Consider the following 16,745-nt stretch of genomic DNA (forward strand, 5'->3'; position numbering starts at 1 on the left):
TGGGCGCATACGCTGCGCCCGCGTGGGTCACTGCATCTGAAAAAATAATAATCATCGCGCCAGTGCTAACTTTTTTCATTACAGGTGAAATATGACTTACGTAATTGTTCATGCTCTTGCTCCGATTTTCGTCATCATGCTGCTGGGATTCTGGGCCGGGAAGGCCAAAATGGTGGACAACAAAAATGTCTCCCTGCTCAATATCTTCGTGATGGACTTTGCGTTACCCGCAGCGCTGTTTAGCGCCACGGTACAAACGCCGTGGGCGGGTATCGTCGCGCAGTCACCGCTGATTGTGGTACTGACGCTGGCGATGTGGATTACCTATGCCGCCATCTACTTTATGGCGACCAAAGTTTTCAAGAAATCTCCACAGGACGCCGCCGTGCTGACCCTGACCGTTGCGCTGCCAAACTACGCCGCGCTGGGCTTGCCGATTTTGGGTAGCGTGCTGGGTGAAACCTCTTCCACCTCGCTGTCCGTTGCCGTTTCCATTGCCTGCGGTTCCGTATTGATGACGCCGTTCTGCCTGCTGATCCTCGAACGTGAGAAAGCGCGCGCGGAAGGTGGAAACTCCGGTTCTACACTCTCCATGCTGCCGGTGCTGATGTGGCGCTCGATCAAAAAACCGATCGTCATGGGCCCGCTGCTGGGGGTCATCCTCTCCGCGATTGGTATTAAAATGCCGGAGCTGGTGCTGGCGGCGATCAAACCGTTGGGTCTGTCTGCTACTGCGGCGGCGCTATTCCTGACCGGCGTCATTCTTTCTGCGCGTAAACTGCAGATCAACACCGTGGTGATTACCTCCACCATCACTAAGCTGCTGATTCAACCGGCTATTGCCTGGGGTATCGTGCTGATTTTCGGCCTGCATGGTTCCGTGGCGATTACCGCTATCCTGATGATTGCGCTGTCCGCGGGTTTCTTCGGCGTGGTGTTCGGTAACCGCTTTGGCGTGCAGTCGCCTGATGCAGAAGCCGTGCTGCTGTTGAGCTCCGTACTGTGTATCCTGTCGCTGCCGCTGTTTATCTCGCTGACTTCAGGAATCTAAATCATGAGCACAACATTACGCCCACACGACCTTATCTGGCTGAACGCGCGCGACGCGCTCGAAGATGTCACGGAATCCTGGGTGGATACCGTCTGGCATAGCGGCCTGCCGGTGGTCGTACGGCGTGATGTTGATGCGCAGGGGCGTATTCCCGTGGGCGTCCGCGGGATGAAGCGCGACCAGCGCGCCGCCGGTTGGGTGAAAGCGGAGGCGGTCGTTCGCGTCTGCTCGCCGGAATTGCTGGTGGATCCGCTGTCGCTGCTGCGTTCGCCTTTTATCTCTCAGCCACCGCTTCAGGTGGCGTTGTTATTGACGCAGCAGGCGTGGCCGTGGACGTGGGGCATCACCGGCAGTACCGGCTATGCGCTGGCTACCGGGATCCCGGTGATCCACGCGGCAAGCGATCTGGATCTGCTGATCCGCGCGCCTCAGCCGTTATCACGCGAGCTGTTGGTCAAATGGCAACAGCAGGTGGCGGGAGGGCTTTGCCGTGCCGATACCCAGGTTGAGACGCCCTGTGGCGCATTTGCCCTTAACGAATGGCTGCGCGACGGTAAAGCACTGTTAAAAACCGCGCAGGGGCCGCGTCTGGTGAGCGACCCGTGGAGCAGGGAGGAGTAATGAAAATTCTGTTTACCTTTCCGGGGCAAGGAACTCAGCATCCGGGGATGCTGCAAAACCTGCCGGGAACAGAGCTGGCGCAGGCACGGGAGGTGCTGGGCGCAGAGGCCGATACACTCGACACGCCGATGGCGCTACAGCATACCCGCGCGGTGCAGCTGTCACTGTTGATTGCGGGCGTTGCGTGGTCGCATGAGCTGGAGCGTCGCGGCGTGTCGCCGGATATCGTCAGCGGTTTGTCTATCGGCGCTTACCCGGCAGCGGTGCTCGCCGGGGCGCTGGATTTTGCCGACGCGCTGCGGCTCGTGGCGCTGCGCGGTGACTTAATGGAGCAGGCGTATCCGCATGGCTACGGCCTGACGGCGATTATGGGGCTAACGTTAAGTCAGGTGGAAAGTCTGGTGGCAGGCAGCGGAACCTATATCGCCAACCTGAATGCCGAAACGCAGATTGTGATTGCGGGTAGCGATGAAGCGATGGCCGATGTGGCAAAACGCGCGCTGGAGAAAGGCGCCAGCAAGGCGCACCGGCTGGCGGTGAGCGTGCCTTCTCACTGTGAACTACTGGCGGAACCGGCACAAAAGCTGGTTGAGGCTTTCAGTAAGGTGACGCTTTCTCGCCCACGCTACGCCTACCTCAGCGGCAGCACCGGGCGCGTACTGTGGCAGCCGGAGCGGATTGCTGACGACCTGGCGATGAATATGGCGCGTACCGTGCGCTGGCAGGAGGCGGTTATCTCCGCTAACGAACGTGAAGCGCGGCTTGCGATTGAAATGCCGCCCGGTGGCGTGCTGACCTGCTTAACGCGTCAGGCGGCGTGGGAAGGGGAGTCTGTTTCTCTGGAGCGCAGCGGCGTGGATGTTGCTGTGCATCTGGCGAAACACCTTCGTGCGTGATGTGATTGCCCGATGACGTTGCGCTTATCGGGCCTACAAAACCGGCTCGAAACGCGTAGGCCGGATAAGACGCAAAGCGTCGCCATCCGGCAATCAGTCGTTTGGCTTAAGGCTGCGCGCATACATCCGCCCTTCGGCGGCCAGCGCCAACAGGCTTGGGTCACGCTCGCGGTTGCGGGCAAAGACAATCGCGATAAGCTGCTGCATCTGATAGGGCTCAGCCAATTTTTGCAGCTTCACGGTATTCTCATACATTTTCTTCATTCGCCCCGGCATCAAACAGAAACCAACCCCTGCCTGTACCAGACTGAGCATCGAGAAGATGTCGTTTACGCGGGTAACGATTTCCGGCTCAAACCCGGCGATATGAAACGCTTCCTGAAAACCGGCATAGGTGGCGAAGCCTTCCGCCAGTGAGACAAACTTCTCATTGCGATAGTGACGCAGGTCCGCCTTCATGGTGGCGTCCAGCGTAGCGGACATCGGCGCGGCGAGGTAGATATCGTCGTGGAACAGGGGCAGCACTTCGAGGCTGTTGCGGTCGATTTCGCTTTCTGAAATGGAAATCAGGATCGCGTCCAGCGTACCGTTTTCCAGCATCTTCAGCAGCGCTTCGTTGGAGCCCATGGTGAGATCCAGCTCCAGATCCGGGCGGCGCAGCTTCATGCCCATAATCAGGTGCGGCACCGTCTCCAGCGTCAGTGAGTAGAGCGTGCCAACGCGTAAACGACCCTGACCCACACCTGCCGTTTTGCGCGTCTCTTCCAGCCCGCGCTCCATCAGTTGGATGACTTCCTGGCAGTACTCCAGCAGCGTCCACGCTGCGGGTTGGGCGATAAGATTACGTCCTTTGTGAACGAACAGCGGGCAACGAACGTTCTCTTCCAGCGTGTGCAACGCCCGGTGAACGCTAACGCCGCTGATGTTCAGCGCCTCGGCGGTGCGGGCGATGTTACCCTTCTCCATAAAGGTCATGAAGATGGTCAGCTTGCGGAAGGTAATATCGTTGGTCGTCAGCTGATTCATCATCGTCTTCCCAAAGTTAGTCGGCCAGCATCTGTTCGAGCTGTTCCTGCGCATCCAGCCAGGCCATTTCACACTCTTCCAGCCCGGATTTCGCACTGGCCTGCTGCTGCAAACAGGCGGTAAGTTCGGCTTTGCGACTTTGGTCGTACAGTTCGCTGTCGCCGAGTTTTTCTTCCGCCTGCGCCAGTTGTGCGTGCAGTTTCTCCATCTCTTTTTCCAGACGGGTAATCTCTTTACGCAGCGGCTGCGTCAGGGAGCGCAGTTCCGCTTCGCGGCGCTTCTGGTCTTTACGCGCCTGGGCGCTGTTAACGCTCTCTTTCGCCGGTTCGTCGCCCTGGTTTTCCTGTTTCTGGACATCGCTCAGCCACTGCTGATAATCCTCCAGATCGCCATCAAACGGCTCGACTTTCTTGTCGTGTACCAGATAGAGGTCGTCGGTGGTGGAGCGGATCAGGTGACGGTCGTGCGAGACGACAACCAGCGCGCCTTCAAAATCGATCAGCGCCTCGGTCAGCGCCTGACGCATATCCAAGTCCAGGTGGTTGGTTGGTTCATCGAGCAGCAGCAGGTTAGGGCGCTGCCAGACGATCAACGCCAGTACTAGACGCGCTTTTTCGCCACCGGAGAAGCGGCGTGTCTCTTCGCTGACTTTATCGCCCTGGAAGCCGAATCCACCCAGGTAGTCACGCAGTTTCTGCTCCAGTTCCTGCGGTGCCATGCGTGCCAGATGCTGAATGGGTGATTCATCGGCGCGTAAAAACTCCAGCTGGTGCTGCGCGAAGTAGCCCAGTTTGATGCCTTTCGCCAGGCCAATCTCACCGCTGATTGGGGCCAGTTCGCCGGCCAGCAGCTTAATCAGTGTCGATTTACCCGCGCCGTTGCGACCGAGCAGGCCGATGCGGGAACCCGGCACCAGATTCAGTTTGATCGAATCGAGAATGACGCGATCGCCGTAGCCAGCGCTAACCTTTTCCATCTTCAGCAGCGGGTTTGGCAGGCTTTCCGGCTCACGGAAGCTGAAGTGGAACGGGTTGTCCACGTGCGCAGGGGCAATCAGCTCCATGCGTTCCAGCATTTTGATACGGCTCTGCGCCTGTTTTGCTTTCGTTGCTTTAGCGCGGAAACGATCGATATAGCTTTGCAGATGCGCCACGCGCTCCTGCTGGCTTTCGTACATTGCCTGTTGCTGTGCGAGGCGGGTTGCACGCTGGATTTCAAACGCGCTGTAGTTGCCGGTGTACTCGAACATGGTTTGCTGTTCGATATGAATAATTTTATCCACCACCGGATCGAGGAAGTCGCGGTCGTGGGAGATCAAGATCAGCGTGCCCTGATAGCTTTTCAGCCATCTTTCCAGCCAGATTACCGCGTCGAGATCGAGGTGGTTGGTGGGTTCATCGAGCAGCAGCAGGTCTGAACGGCAGATCAGCGCCTGGGCCAGGTTGAGACGCATACGCCAGCCACCGGAGAAGTCGCTGACCGGACGTTCAAGCTGCTCGTTGGAGAAACCGAGGCCATGCAGCAGGCTGGCGGCGCGTGAGCGCACGGTCCAGGCGTCGATGGCATCCAGCTTGCCATGGACAGTGGCAATGGCATGTCCATCGTTACGTTCGTTGGCATCGTTCAACTGCGCTTCCAGTTGACGATACTCGCGGTCGCCGTCAATGACGTACTCCAGCGCGGGCTGCGGCAATGCTGGCGTTTCCTGATTCACCCACGCAAGCTGCCAGTTTCCCGGATAGGTAAATCCTCCGGCGTCGGCGCTGAGTTCATTTTTCAGCAATGCCAGCAGGGTAGATTTACCGCAGCCATTTTTACCCACCAGGCCAACCTTCTGCCCAGGATTAATGGTGGCCGTGGCATTGTCCAGCAAGACGCGCACGCCGCGACGAATTTGTAACGATGAGAAAACAATCATAAGGCGCCGTATGTTCAGACTATGTTAATTTATCATTATGATAATGTAATGTGTGGGCCATTTGCCGCACCGAGGCGCAATGGTAGCCCAAAACGTCGAAAATAGACAAAAGACAAAACCGGGAGGGGGATGATGTTCCAGCCAGCGAAAGTCTTGCTGCTGTATGCCCATCCGGAATCTCAGGACTCGGTCGCGAACCGAGTCCTGCTTAAACCGGCCATGCAGCTTAGCAATGTTACCGTGCACGACCTTTACGCACACTATCCTGATTTTTTTATCGATATTCCGCATGAGCAGGCGCTACTGCGTGAGCATGATGTGATTGTTTTTCAGCATCCGCTCTACACCTATAGCTGTCCGGCGCTGTTAAAGGAATGGCTTGACCGCGTACTGAGCCGCGGATTTGCCAGCGGCCCCGGAGGGAATCAACTGGCGGGAAAGTACTGGCGTAGCGTTATCACTACCGGAGAACCGGAAAGTGCCTACCGCTATGACGCGCTAAACCGTTATCCAATGAGCGATGTGCTGCGCCCTTTCGAGCTAACGGCCGGTATGTGCCGTATGCACTGGATGAGCCCAATTATCGTTTACTGGGCCAGACGGCAAACGAAGCAGGAGCTGGACAGCCATGCGAAAGCGTATGGTGACTGGCTGGCGAATCCGATCCCTGTGGGAGGCCGCTGATGGAAGGTTCTGATTTATTGACAGCGGGAGTGTTGTTCCTCTTCGCGGCGGTGGCTGCAGTTCCCCTGGCCTCAAAGCTGGGTATCGGTCCGGTGCTGGGTTACTTGCTGGCGGGTATTGCTATCGGCCCGTGGGGATTAGGATTCATCAGCGATGTGGATGAAATTCTGCACTTTTCCGAGCTGGGCGTAGTCTTTCTTATGTTCATCATTGGGCTGGAACTTAATCCCGCCAAACTGTGGCAACTGCGGCGTTCAATTTTTGGCGTCGGTGCCGCGCAGGTGATGCTGAGCGCGGTGGTGCTGGCCGGATTATTGATGCTCACTGCGTTCTCCTGGCAGGCGGCAGTGGTTGGCGGCATTGGTCTGGCGATGTCATCGACCGCTATGGCGCTACAGTTAATGCGCGAAAAAGGCATGAACCGCAGTGAATCCGGACAACTGGGTTTTTCGGTACTGCTGTTTCAGGATCTGGCGGTGATCCCCGCGCTGGCACTGGTTCCGCTACTGGCGGGTTCTGCTGACGAACATTTTGACTGGATCAAAGTGGGGATGAAGGTGCTGGCCTTTGCCGGCATGCTGATTGGCGGTCGCTATTTGCTGCGTCCGGTTTTCCGCTTTATTGCGGATTCTGGCGTGCGGGAAGTGTTCACCGCTGCCACGCTGCTGTTGGTGCTGGGTTCTGCTTTATTTATGGATGCGCTGGGGCTGTCAATGGCGCTGGGAACGTTTATCGCGGGCGTGCTGCTGGCGGAAAGCGAATACCGACATGAGTTGGAAACGGCAATCGATCCGTTTAAAGGCCTGTTACTCGGGCTGTTTTTTATCTCCGTTGGCATGTCGCTCAATCTTGGCGTGCTCTACACCCATATTCTGTGGGTGGCAGCGAGCGTGATCGTGCTGGTGGTCGTAAAAATGCTGGTGCTATATGTGCTGGCGCGTCTTAACGGCATGAGAAGCTCTGAACGGATGCAATTTGCCGGGGTTTTAAGTCAGGGTGGTGAATTCGCTTTCGTGCTGTTTTCAACGGCATCCTCGCAACGGCTGTTTCAGGGCGACCAAATGGCGTTGCTGCTGGTGACCGTCACGCTGTCGATGATGACCACACCGCTGGTGATGAAGCTGATTGATAAATGGCTCTCCCGCCAGTTTAACGGCACGGATGAGGAAGATGAAAAACCCTGGGTGGAAGATGATAAACCGCAGGTGATTGTGGTGGGGTTTGGGCGTTTTGGTCAGGTTATTGGTCGCCTGTTGATGGCCAATAAAATGCGCATTACCGTTTTGGAGCGGGATATCAGCGCGGTGAATCTGATGCGTAAATATGGCTATAAGGTTTATTACGGTGATGCCACGCAGGTGGAACTGTTGCGCTCCGCAGGGGCAGAGGCGGCGCAATCTATTGTTATTACCTGTAATGAGCCTGAAGACACCATGAAACTGGTGGAACTGTGCCAACAGTATTTTCCGCATTTGCATATTCTTGCGCGAGCGCGCGGACGTGTAGAGGCGCATGAGTTATTACAGGCTGGTGTGACGCAGTTTTCCCGCGAAACGTTCTCCAGTGCGCTGGAGTTGGGGCGTAAAACGCTGGTTACACTGGGAATGCATCCGCACCAGGCTCAGCGCGCTCAGCTGCATTTTCGGCGGCTGGATATGCGCATGCTGCGGGAACTGATCCCCATGCATACAGATACGGTACAAATCTCTCGAGCCAGGGAAGCCCGGCGCGAGCTGGAGGAAATTTTCCAACGAGAGATGCAGCAAGAGCGACGTCAGCTGGATGGCTGGGATGAATTTGAGTAGAGGATAACCATGGCAATTCGTAAACGTTTTATCGCAGGTGCAAAATGTCCGTCCTGCCAGTCGCAGGATACGCTGGCGATGTGGCGCGAAAATAATATCGATATTGTTGAGTGTGTTAAGTGCGGTCATCAGATGCGGGAAGCCGATAAAGAGGCGCGCGAGCACGTTCGCAAAGAAGAGCAAGTGATCGGGATTTTTCATCCGGACTAGCGATATGGCGCAGCTTTTTTTAAGCTAGAGGGTACACGGGTGCAGAATTCCGCTACAATCTGCGCCACTATTCTTTCCATGCTCAGGAGATATCATGAAAGTAGCAAAGGACCTGGTGGTCAGCCTGGCCTATCAGGTACGTACAGAAGACGGTGTGTTGGTTGATGAGTCTCCGGTGAGTGCACCGCTTGACTACCTGCATGGTCACGGTTCCCTGATTTCTGGCCTGGAAACAGCGCTGGACGGTCATGAAGTTGGCGACAAATTCGATGTTGCTGTTGGCGCAAACGACGCATACGGTCAGTACGACGAAAACCTGGTGCAGCGCGTTCCTAAAGACGTCTTCATGGGCGTTGACGAACTGCAGGTTGGCATGCGTTTCCTGGCTGAAACTGACCAGGGTCCAGTACCGGTAGAAATTACCGAAGTGGAAGACGACCACGTTGTGGTTGACGGTAACCACATGCTGGCTGGCCAGAATCTGAAATTCAACGTAGAAGTTGTTGCTATCCGCGAAGCGACCGAAGAAGAACTGGCTCACGGCCACGTTCACGGTGCGCACGGTCACGACCACGATCATGACCACGGTCATGACGGTTGCTGCGGTGGTCACGGCCACGGTCACGACCATGGTCACGAGCACGGCGGCGAAGGCTGCTGCGGCGGTGGCGGTAAAGGTAACGGCGGCGGCTGCGGTTGCCACTGATCTGTATGATTGCCTGATGGCGCTACGCTTATCAGGCCTACCGTAGGCCGGATAAGACGTTTACGTCGTCATCCGGCACAAAAAAGCGGGGATATCCCCGCTTTTTTTACGTCTCAATAATGTGGCGGCGGGGTCTCTTCAGACTGCGACGCAATGTGGGACGGCTGCGTTGCTTTGAGCTTTTCCGTCAGCAGACGCAGATGGTCGCGCAGTTTGGCCATTTCCAGTTCATGCGCGGTCACCGTCACGTTGAGCTCTTCAATGGTGATCTCCTGAAATGCCAGGCGACTTTCCAGTTCAGCCAGGCGAGTTTCCATTGTTGTATCCTGCATGATTCACCTCTTTCTTTTTTCTCCGGTAGATCGCGGACTGCGGCGAATTCTACTTAACTTTGCCTGTTTGCACAGCACTCAATCTTCGGTAACGAAACTAATTTAAACAAAAAGAGTCTGAAAAGTGGTGATAATAGGGCGTGCCTGTATGTTGATTTGTTCTGCAACGCTTTATAGTACATTTTTATGTTAGCTAACCCTGGGGTGAGATGCCCCGGCCCTGGAGATATGGATGAAATCACTGTTTAAAGTAACGCTGCTGGCGACCACAATGGCTGTTGCTCTGCATGCCCCGATCACCTTCGCTGCTGATGCTGCGAAACCAGCCGCTACTGCTGACAGCAAAGCAGCATTCAAGAATGACGACCAAAAAGCCGCTTACGCGCTGGGCGCGTCCCTGGGTCGTTATATGGAAAACTCTCTGAAAGAGCAGGAAAAACTGGGCATCAAACTGGATAAAGATCAGCTGATCGCTGGTGTTCAGGATGCGTTTGCAGACAAGAGCAAACTGTCTGACCAGGAAATCGAACAAACTCTGCAGGCGTTTGAAGCGCGCGTGAAGAGCTCCGCTCAGGCGAAAATGGAAAAAGACGCGGCTGACAACGAAGCCAAAGGTAAAGTTTACCGCGAGAAATTTGCTAAAGAGAAAGGCGTTAAAACCTCTTCTACTGGCCTGGTCTACAAAGTAGAGAAAGAAGGTACTGGCGCTGCACCGAAAGACAGCGATACCGTGGTAGTCAACTACAAAGGTACGCTGATCGATGGTAAAGAGTTTGATAACTCCTACACCCGTGGTGAGCCGCTGTCTTTCCGTCTTGACGGTGTCATCCCAGGCTGGACTGAAGGCCTGAAAAACATCAAGAAAGGCGGCAAAATCCAGCTGGTTATCCCACCGGATCTGGCTTACGGCAAAACGGGCGTCCCGGGTATTCCAGCCAACTCTACGCTGGTCTTTGATGTTGAACTGTTAGACATCAAACCGGCACCGAAAGCTGACGCGCAGCCAGATGCTGCACCGGCAGATAAAGCTGCCGACAGCAGCAAAAAATAAGCTAACAGAAACCGCCGCCCACAGGGCGGCGGTTTTTTATTATCGACAGGATATAATTAATACTGGAAAGCGCCTTGTGCGCTGTATTACTTTAGATGCCCCTATAATAGTGATGAGCCTGCCCTGACAACATAACGACAGGCTCCTGAAAAGGAGTGCTTTTTTTCATGTCCAGGTCGCTTTTAACCAACGAAACCAGTGAGCTAGATTTGCTGGATCAACGTCCTTTCGATCAAACCGACTTCGATATCCTCAAATCCTACGAAGCGGTAGTGGACGGGTTGGCGATGCTCATTGGTTCCCATTGTGAAATCGTATTGCACTCTTTGCAGGATTTGAAATGCTCGGCCATCCGCATTGCTAACGGTGAACACACGGGCCGTAAAATTGGCTCACCGATTACTGACCTTGCGTTGCGTATGCTGCATGATATGACGGGTGCGGATAGCAGCGTGTCGAAGTGTTACTTCACACGTGCGAAAAGCGGTGTCTTGATGAAGTCGGTGACGATTGCCATTCGCAACCGTGAGCATCGCGTGATTGGTCTGCTGTGCATCAACATGAACCTTGATGTTCCTTTCTCGCAGATAATGAATACCTTTATCCCACCGGAAACCCCGGAAGTGGGCTCTGCCGTCAACTTCGCTTCTTCGGTGGAAGATCTGGTTACCCAGACGCTGGAATTCACGATCGAAGAAGTGAATGCCGATCGCAATGTTTCCAACAACGCGAAGAACCGCCAGATCGTCCTGAATTTATATGAGAAAGGCATCTTCGATATTAAAGATGCCATCAATCAGGTCGCCGATCGGCTGAACATCTCCAAACATACGGTCTACCTCTATATTCGTCAGTTCAAAAGCGGCGATTTCCAGGGGCAAGACAAGTAATGCGTTTTGCCATCATGGTGACAGGGCCTGCTTATGGCACGCAGCAGGCGAGCAGCGCGTTGCAATTTGCTCATGCGCTTCTCGAAGAAGGGCATGAGTTATGCAGCGTCTTTTTCTATCGAGAAGGTGTATATAACGCCAACTTACTGACTTCACCCGCCAGTGATGAATATGATCTGGTGCGGGCCTGGCAACAGCTGAACCAACAGCATGGTGTAACGCTGAATATCTGCGTGGCGGCGGCGTTGCGTCGCGGCATTGTTGATGAAACTGAGGCAAAGCGGCTGGGACTGGCAGGGGCTAATTTACAATCAGGTTTTAACCTCAGCGGACTTGGATCGCTGGCTGAGGCATCCCTGACCTGCGATCGCGTGGTGCAGTTCTGATGAAACGTGTTGCTTTTGTTTTTTCTACCGTGCCGCACGGCAGCGCATCTGGCCGTGAAGGGTTAGATGCATTGCTGGCGACATCTGCATTAACGGAAGACCTCGGCGTGTTTTTTATCGGCGATGGAGTCTTTCAAATCCTCCAGGGACAACAACCGGATGCCGTGCTGGCGCGAGACTATATCGCAACCTTCAAGCTGTTAGGGTTGTACGATATCGATCAATGTTGGCTGTGCGCCGCTTCATTACGCGAGCGGGGCCTTCAGCAGGGGGTTAATTTTGTGGTCGATGCGACAGCGCTTGAACCGGAAGATTTACGCCGTGAGTTAGGCAACTTTGACGTCATTTTAAGGTTTTGAGACTCTCATGCTGCACACACTACATCGCTCCGCGTGGCTTACCGATTTCTCCTCTCTTCTTCGCCTGGTAGATAAAGACGATGAGCTTTTATTGCTCCAGGATGGTGTGACGGCGGCAATCGAAGGCAGCCGTTTCCTTGAAAGTCTGCAAAATGCCTCCATTAAGGTCTATGTACTGGAAGAAGACATTAAGGCTCGCGGTTTGAGTGGTCAAATTTCAGACAGTGTCGTCAGGGTTAGCTATACTGACTTCGTCAGACTTACGGTGAAGCATCCCAGCCAGATGTCCTGGTAATTGTGGGATCGTTGTATATTTCTTGACACCTTTTCGACACCGACCTAAAATTCTGCGTCCTCATATTGTATGAGGTCGTTTTATTACGTGTTTACGAAGCAAAAGCTAAAACCAGGAGCTATTTAATGGCAACAGTTAACCAGCTGGTACGCAAACCACGTGCACGCAAAGTTGCAAAAAGCAACGTGCCTGCGCTGGAAGCATGCCCGCAGAAACGTGGCGTATGTACTCGTGTATATACTACCACTCCTAAAAAACCGAACTCCGCACTGCGTAAAGTTTGCCGTGTTCGTCTGACTAACGGTTTTGAAGTGACTTCCTACATCGGTGGTGAAGGTCACAACCTGCAGGAGCACTCCGTGATCCTGATCCGTGGCGGTCGTGTAAAAGACCTCCCGGGTGTTCGTTACCACACCGTTCGTGGTGCGCTTGACTGCTCCGGCGTTAAAGACCGTAAGCAATCACGCTCCAAGTATGGCGTGAAACGTCCTAAGGCTTAATGGTTCTCCGTTAAGTAAGGCCAAACGTTTTATATTAATGTCAAACTAAACTCTTAGAGTTTTGGACAATCCTGAATTAACAACGGAGTATTTCCATGCCACGTCGTCGCGTCATTGGTCAGCGTAAAATTCTGCCGGATCCGAAGTTCGGATCAGAACTGCTGGCTAAATTTGTAAATATCCTGATGGTAGATGGTAAAAAATCTACTGCCGAAACTATCGTATACAGCGCGCTGGAGACCCTGGCTCAGCGTTCTGGTAAAAACGAACTGGAAGCTTTCGAAGTAGCTCTCGAAAACGTGCGCCCGACTGTCGAAGTTAAGTCTCGCCGCGTTGGTGGTTCTACTTATCAGGTACCAGTTGAAGTCCGTCCGGTCCGTCGTAATGCTCTGGCAATGCGTTGGATCGTTGAAGCTGCTCGTAAACGCGGTGATAAATCCATGGCTCTGCGCCTGGCGAACGAACTTTCTGATGCTGCAGAAAACAAAGGTACTGCAGTTAAGAAACGTGAAGACGTTCACCGTATGGCAGAAGCCAACAAGGCGTTCGCACACTACCGTTGGTAATCCCTTCGGAGTTTTAGTCACCAGGCGGGCGCTTCTAGTAAGCAGCCCGCTTTGGGCTACTTAAATTGAACGCCTAAAAGATAAACGAGGAATCAAATGGCTCGTACAACACCCATCGCGCGCTACCGTAACATCGGTATCAGTGCGCACATCGACGCCGGTAAAACCACTACTACCGAACGTATTCTGTTCTACACCGGTGTAAACCATAAAATCGGTGAAGTTCATGACGGCGCAGCCACCATGGACTGGATGGAGCAGGAGCAGGAACGTGGTATTACTATCACCTCCGCAGCGACTACTGCATTCTGGTCTGGTATGGCTAAGCAGTATGAACCGCATCGCGTAAACATCATCGACACCCCGGGGCACGTTGACTTCACTATCGAAGTAGAACGTTCCATGCGTGTGCTTGATGGTGCAGTAATGGTTTACTGCGCAGTTGGTGGTGTTCAGCCTCAGTCTGAAACCGTATGGCGTCAGGCAAACAAATATAAAGTTCCGCGCATTGCGTTCGTTAACAAAATGGACCGTATGGGTGCGAACTTCCTGAAAGTTGTTGGTCAGATCAAAACCCGTCTGGGCGCGAACCCTGTTCCGCTGCAGCTGGCAATTGGCGCTGAAGAAGCGTTCACCGGTGTTGTTGACCTGGTGAAAATGAAAGCCATCAACTGGAACGAAGAAGATGCAGGCGTAACCTTCACTTATGAAGATATCCCGGCTGACATGCAGGAACTGGCTGAAGAATGGCACCAGAACCTGATCGAGTCCGCTGCAGAAGCTTCAGAAGAGCTGATGGAGAAATACCTGGGTGGTGAAGAACTGACTGAAGAAGAGATCAAAAAAGCTCTGCGTCAGCGTGTTCTGAACAACGAAATCATCCTGGTAACCTGTGGTTCTGCGTTCAAGAACAAAGGTGTTCAGGCGATGCTGGATGCGGTAATTGATTACCTGCCATCCCCAGTAGACGTACCTGCGATCAACGGTATTCTGGACGACGGTAAAGATACTCCTGCTGAGCGTCATGCTAGCGATGACGAGCCGTTTGCTGCTCTGGCATTCAAAATCGCTACTGACCCGTTCGTGGGTAACCTGACCTTCTTCCGCGTGTACTCTGGTGTGGTTAACTCCGGTGACACCATCCTGAACTCCGTGAAAACTGCACGTGAACGTTTCGGCCGTATCGTACAGATGCACGCTAACAAACGTGAAGAGATCAAAGAAGTTCGCGCGGGCGATATCGCTGCTGCAATCGGTCTGAAAGACGTGACCACTGGTGACACTCTGTGTGACCCGGATCACCCGATCATTCTGGAACGTATGGAATTCCCTGAGCCGGTAATTTCCATCGCGGTAGAACCGAAAACCAAAGCTGACCAGGAAAAAATGGGTCTGGCTCTGGGCCGTCTGGCTAAAGAAGACCCGTCATTCCGCGTATGGACTGACGAAGAATCTAACCAGACCATTATCGCTGGTATGGGTGAGCTGCACCTCGACATCATCGTTGACCGTATGAAGCGTGAATTCAACGTTGAAGCGAACGTCGGTAAACCTCAGGTTGCTTACCGCGAAGCGATTCGCGCGAAAGTTACCGATATCGAAGGTAAACACGCTAAGCAGTCTGGTGGTCGCGGTCAGTACGGTCATGTTGTTATCGACATGTACCCGCTGGAGCCGGGTTCAAACCCGAAAGGCTACGAGTTCATCAACGACATCAAAGGTGGTGTAATTCCTGGCGAATACATCCCGGCCGTTGATAAAGGCATCCAGGAACAGCTGAAATCTGGCCCGCTGGCTGGTTACCCGGTTGTTGATCTGGGCGTGCGTCTGCACTTCGGTTCTTACCATGACGTTGACTCCTCTGAGCTGGCGTTTAAACTGGCCGCTTCTATCGCCTTCAAAGATGGCTTTAAGAAAGCGAAACCAGTTCTGCTTGAGCCTATCATGAAGGTTGAAGTAGAGACTCCGGAAGAGAACACCGGTGACGTAATCGGTGACTTGAGCCGCCGTCGTGGTATGCTTCGTGGTCAGGAATCCAACGTCACTGGCGTTGTTATCCATGCTGAAGTTCCGCTGTCTGAAATGTTCGGATATGCAACCCAGCTGCGTTCTCTGACCAAAGGCCGTGCTTCTTACTCCATGGAGTTCCTGAAGTACGACGATGCGCCGAACAACGTTGCTCAGGCCGTTATTGAAGCCCGTGGTAAATAATCCACAGGATTAAAACCTAAGTCCCGTGCTCTCTCCATAGGGGAGAGCACTATAGTAAGGAATATAGCCGTGTCTAAAGAAAAATTTGAACGTACAAAACCGCACGTTAACGTCGGCACCATCGGCCACGTTGACCACGGTAAAACTACCCTGACCGCTGCAATCACTACCGTACTGGCTAAAACCTACGGCGGTGCTGCTCGTGCATTCGACCAGATCGATAACGCGCCGGAAGAAAAAGCTCGTGGTATCACCATCAACACTTCTCACGTTGAATATGACACCCCGACTCGCCACTACGCACACGTAGACTGCCCGGGCCACGCCGACTATGTTAAAAACATGATCACCGGTGCTGCGCAGATGGACGGCGCGATCCTGGTTGTTGCTGCGACTGACGGCCCGATGCCGCAGACTCGTGAGCACATCCTGCTGGGTCGTCAGGTAGGCGTTCCGTACATCATCGTGTTCCTGAACAAATGCGACATGGTTGATGACGAAGAGCTGCTGGAACTGGTAGAAATGGAAGTTCGTGAACTTCTGTCTCAGTACGATTTCCCGGGCGACGACACTCCGATCGTTCGTGGTTCTGCTCTGAAAGCGCTGGAAGGCGAAGCAGAGTGGGAAGCGAAAATCATCGAACTGGCTGGCTTCCTGGATTCTTACATCCCAGAACCAGAGCGTGCGATTGACAAGCCGTTCCTGCTGCCTATCGAAGACGTATTCTCCATCTCCGGTCGTGGTACCGTTGTTACCGGTCGTGTAGAACGCGGTATCATCAAAGTTGGTGAAGAAGTTGAAATCGTTGGTATCAAAGAGACTGCTAAGTCTACCTGTACTGGCGTTGAAATGTTCCGCAAACTGCTGGACGAAGGCCGTGCTGGTGAGAACGTTGGTGTTCTGCTGCGTGGTATCAAACGTGAAGAAATCGAACGTGGTCAGGTACTGGCTAAGCCGGGCTCTATCAAGCCGCACACCAAGTTCGAATCTGAAGTGTACATTCTGTCCAAAGACGAAGGCGGCCGTCATACTCCGTTCTTCAAAGGCTACCGTCCGCAGTTCTACTTCCGTACTACTGACGTGACTGGTACCATCGAACTGCCGGAAGGCGTAGAGATGGTAATGCCGGGCGACAACATCAAAATGGTTGTTACCCTGATCCACCCAATCGCGATGGACGACGGTCTGCGTTTCGCAATCCGTGAAGGCGGCCGTACTGTTGGTGCGGGCGTTGTTGC

The 16,745-nt window shown here is 53.8% G+C and carries 19 protein-coding genes; 16 read left to right on the forward strand and 3 right to left on the reverse strand.

What is annotated here, in order from left to right; all coding sequences use genetic code 11:
- Positions 1–91: 91 nt before the first annotated feature.
- From OGY68_RS04875 to mdcH, 3 genes are read left to right on the forward strand one after another with little or no spacing between them, the layout of a single operon-like run.
- The gene (locus OGY68_RS04875) at positions 92–1,051 is read left to right on the forward strand and encodes an AEC family transporter (protein WP_032945183.1); all 960 of its coding nucleotides are present in this window, start codon (positions 92–94) and stop codon (positions 1,049–1,051) included.
- Positions 1,052–1,054: 3 nt separating this feature from the next.
- On the forward strand, positions 1,055–1,672 hold the full coding sequence (locus tag OGY68_RS04880; protein WP_032945182.1) for a malonate decarboxylase holo-ACP synthase: 618 nt from the start codon (positions 1,055–1,057) through the stop codon (positions 1,670–1,672).
- A complete protein-coding gene (gene mdcH, locus OGY68_RS04885; RefSeq protein WP_057067139.1) occupies positions 1,672–2,568 on the forward strand; it encodes a malonate decarboxylase subunit epsilon in 897 nt (298 codons plus the stop codon). The genes OGY68_RS04880 and mdcH overlap by 1 nt, the downstream gene beginning before the upstream one ends.
- A 93-nt stretch (positions 2,569–2,661) precedes the next feature.
- On the opposite strand, the gene OGY68_RS04890 is transcribed toward mdcH, so the two are convergent.
- Complete coding sequence (locus OGY68_RS04890; protein ID WP_057067186.1) at positions 2,662–3,594, reverse strand: LysR family transcriptional regulator; 933 nt, start codon at positions 3,592–3,594, stop codon at positions 2,662–2,664.
- Between the two features lie 16 nt (positions 3,595–3,610).
- Entirely contained in the window at positions 3,611–5,512 is a 1,902-nt protein-coding gene (locus OGY68_RS04895; protein WP_057067138.1) for an ABC transporter ATP-binding protein, read from the reverse strand.
- 132 nt (positions 5,513–5,644) lie between these two features.
- Here OGY68_RS04895 and kefG point away from each other — a divergent pair, with 132 nt between their 5' ends.
- The 4 genes from kefG (at position 5,645) to slyD (ending at position 8,917) form a co-directional block, all read left to right on the forward strand.
- Entirely contained in the window at positions 5,645–6,196 is a 552-nt protein-coding gene (gene kefG / locus OGY68_RS04900; protein ID WP_003023629.1) for a glutathione-regulated potassium-efflux system ancillary protein KefG, read from the forward strand.
- A complete protein-coding gene (gene kefB / locus OGY68_RS04905; protein ID WP_003827759.1) occupies positions 6,196–8,001 on the forward strand; it encodes a glutathione-regulated potassium-efflux system protein KefB in 1,806 nt (601 codons plus the stop codon). The genes kefG and kefB overlap by 1 nt, the downstream gene beginning before the upstream one ends.
- A gap of 9 nt (positions 8,002–8,010) precedes the next feature.
- Positions 8,011–8,211, forward strand: coding sequence for a YheV family putative zinc ribbon protein (locus OGY68_RS04910; protein ID WP_003023632.1), 201 nt, complete (start codon positions 8,011–8,013; stop codon positions 8,209–8,211).
- A 94-nt stretch (positions 8,212–8,305) separates the two neighbouring features.
- Complete coding sequence (gene slyD, locus OGY68_RS04915; RefSeq protein WP_008786294.1) at positions 8,306–8,917, forward strand: peptidylprolyl isomerase; 612 nt, start codon at positions 8,306–8,308, stop codon at positions 8,915–8,917.
- 113 nt (positions 8,918–9,030) lie between these two features.
- Here the strand turns inward: slyD and OGY68_RS04920 are convergent, their stop codons facing one another.
- On the reverse strand, positions 9,031–9,249 hold the full coding sequence (locus tag OGY68_RS04920; RefSeq protein ID WP_003023639.1) for a protein SlyX: 219 nt from the start codon (positions 9,247–9,249) through the stop codon (positions 9,031–9,033).
- Between the two features lie 232 nt (positions 9,250–9,481).
- Between OGY68_RS04920 and fkpA the strand changes: the two genes are divergently transcribed.
- The 9 genes from fkpA to tuf form a co-directional block, all read left to right on the forward strand.
- The gene (fkpA, locus tag OGY68_RS04925) at positions 9,482–10,300 is read left to right on the forward strand and encodes an FKBP-type peptidyl-prolyl cis-trans isomerase (protein WP_003827768.1); all 819 of its coding nucleotides are present in this window, start codon (positions 9,482–9,484) and stop codon (positions 10,298–10,300) included.
- A 167-nt stretch (positions 10,301–10,467) separates the two neighbouring features.
- Positions 10,468–11,190: a helix-turn-helix transcriptional regulator gene (locus OGY68_RS04930; protein WP_003023643.1), complete on the forward strand. Its 723-nt coding sequence runs from the start codon at positions 10,468–10,470 to the stop codon at positions 11,188–11,190.
- Positions 11,190–11,576 (forward strand): sulfurtransferase complex subunit TusD, encoded by a 387-nt coding sequence (gene tusD / locus OGY68_RS04935; RefSeq protein WP_057067137.1) that lies wholly within the window; start codon positions 11,190–11,192, stop codon positions 11,574–11,576. The genes OGY68_RS04930 and tusD overlap by 1 nt, the downstream gene beginning before the upstream one ends.
- Entirely contained in the window at positions 11,576–11,935 is a 360-nt protein-coding gene (tusC, locus tag OGY68_RS04940; protein ID WP_003827771.1) for a sulfurtransferase complex subunit TusC, read from the forward strand. The genes tusD and tusC overlap by 1 nt, the downstream gene beginning before the upstream one ends.
- A gap of 7 nt (positions 11,936–11,942) precedes the next feature.
- Complete coding sequence (gene tusB / locus OGY68_RS04945) at positions 11,943–12,230, forward strand: sulfurtransferase complex subunit TusB (RefSeq protein WP_008786292.1); 288 nt, start codon at positions 11,943–11,945, stop codon at positions 12,228–12,230.
- A 125-nt stretch (positions 12,231–12,355) separates the two neighbouring features.
- Positions 12,356–12,730 (forward strand): 30S ribosomal protein S12, encoded by a 375-nt coding sequence (rpsL, locus tag OGY68_RS04950; protein ID WP_003023654.1) that lies wholly within the window; start codon positions 12,356–12,358, stop codon positions 12,728–12,730.
- A gap of 95 nt (positions 12,731–12,825) precedes the next feature.
- Positions 12,826–13,296 (forward strand): 30S ribosomal protein S7, encoded by a 471-nt coding sequence (gene rpsG / locus OGY68_RS04955; protein ID WP_003023657.1) that lies wholly within the window; start codon positions 12,826–12,828, stop codon positions 13,294–13,296.
- A 96-nt stretch (positions 13,297–13,392) separates the two neighbouring features.
- The gene (gene fusA / locus OGY68_RS04960) at positions 13,393–15,507 is read left to right on the forward strand and encodes an elongation factor G (RefSeq protein WP_003023659.1); all 2,115 of its coding nucleotides are present in this window, start codon (positions 13,393–13,395) and stop codon (positions 15,505–15,507) included.
- A gap of 69 nt (positions 15,508–15,576) precedes the next feature.
- A partial coding sequence (tuf, locus tag OGY68_RS04965) for an elongation factor Tu (RefSeq protein WP_049014834.1) occupies positions 15,577–16,745 on the forward strand: 1,169 nt, incomplete at its 3' end.

The organism is Citrobacter sp. Cpo065, from assembly GCF_030332805.1.
Lineage (GTDB): Bacteria > Pseudomonadota > Gammaproteobacteria > Enterobacterales > Enterobacteriaceae > Citrobacter > Citrobacter portucalensis.

Bases quoted from the DNA above. Each gene is read 5' to 3' on its own strand.
- OGY68_RS04875 (WP_032945183.1), top strand. From the start codon at position 92: ATGACTTACGTAATTGTTCATGCTCTTGCTCCGATTTTCGTCATCATG.
- OGY68_RS04880 (WP_032945182.1), top strand. From the start codon at position 1,055: ATGAGCACAACATTACGCCCACACGACCTTATCTGGCTGAACGCGCGC.
- mdcH (WP_057067139.1), top strand. From the start codon at position 1,672: ATGAAAATTCTGTTTACCTTTCCGGGGCAAGGAACTCAGCATCCGGGG.
- OGY68_RS04890 (WP_057067186.1), bottom strand. From the start codon at position 3,594: ATGAATCAGCTGACGACCAACGATATTACCTTCCGCAAGCTGACCATC.
- OGY68_RS04895 (WP_057067138.1), bottom strand. From the start codon at position 5,512: ATGATTGTTTTCTCATCGTTACAAATTCGTCGCGGCGTGCGCGTCTTG.
- kefG (WP_003023629.1), top strand. From the start codon at position 5,645: ATGTTCCAGCCAGCGAAAGTCTTGCTGCTGTATGCCCATCCGGAATCT.
- kefB (WP_003827759.1), top strand. From the start codon at position 6,196: ATGGAAGGTTCTGATTTATTGACAGCGGGAGTGTTGTTCCTCTTCGCG.
- OGY68_RS04910 (WP_003023632.1), top strand. From the start codon at position 8,011: ATGGCAATTCGTAAACGTTTTATCGCAGGTGCAAAATGTCCGTCCTGC.
- slyD (WP_008786294.1), top strand. From the start codon at position 8,306: ATGAAAGTAGCAAAGGACCTGGTGGTCAGCCTGGCCTATCAGGTACGT.
- OGY68_RS04920 (WP_003023639.1), bottom strand. From the start codon at position 9,249: ATGCAGGATACAACAATGGAAACTCGCCTGGCTGAACTGGAAAGTCGC.
- fkpA (WP_003827768.1), top strand. From the start codon at position 9,482: ATGAAATCACTGTTTAAAGTAACGCTGCTGGCGACCACAATGGCTGTT.
- OGY68_RS04930 (WP_003023643.1), top strand. From the start codon at position 10,468: ATGTCCAGGTCGCTTTTAACCAACGAAACCAGTGAGCTAGATTTGCTG.
- tusD (WP_057067137.1), top strand. From the start codon at position 11,190: ATGCGTTTTGCCATCATGGTGACAGGGCCTGCTTATGGCACGCAGCAG.
- tusC (WP_003827771.1), top strand. From the start codon at position 11,576: ATGAAACGTGTTGCTTTTGTTTTTTCTACCGTGCCGCACGGCAGCGCA.
- tusB (WP_008786292.1), top strand. From the start codon at position 11,943: ATGCTGCACACACTACATCGCTCCGCGTGGCTTACCGATTTCTCCTCT.
- rpsL (WP_003023654.1), top strand. From the start codon at position 12,356: ATGGCAACAGTTAACCAGCTGGTACGCAAACCACGTGCACGCAAAGTT.
- rpsG (WP_003023657.1), top strand. From the start codon at position 12,826: ATGCCACGTCGTCGCGTCATTGGTCAGCGTAAAATTCTGCCGGATCCG.
- fusA (WP_003023659.1), top strand. From the start codon at position 13,393: ATGGCTCGTACAACACCCATCGCGCGCTACCGTAACATCGGTATCAGT.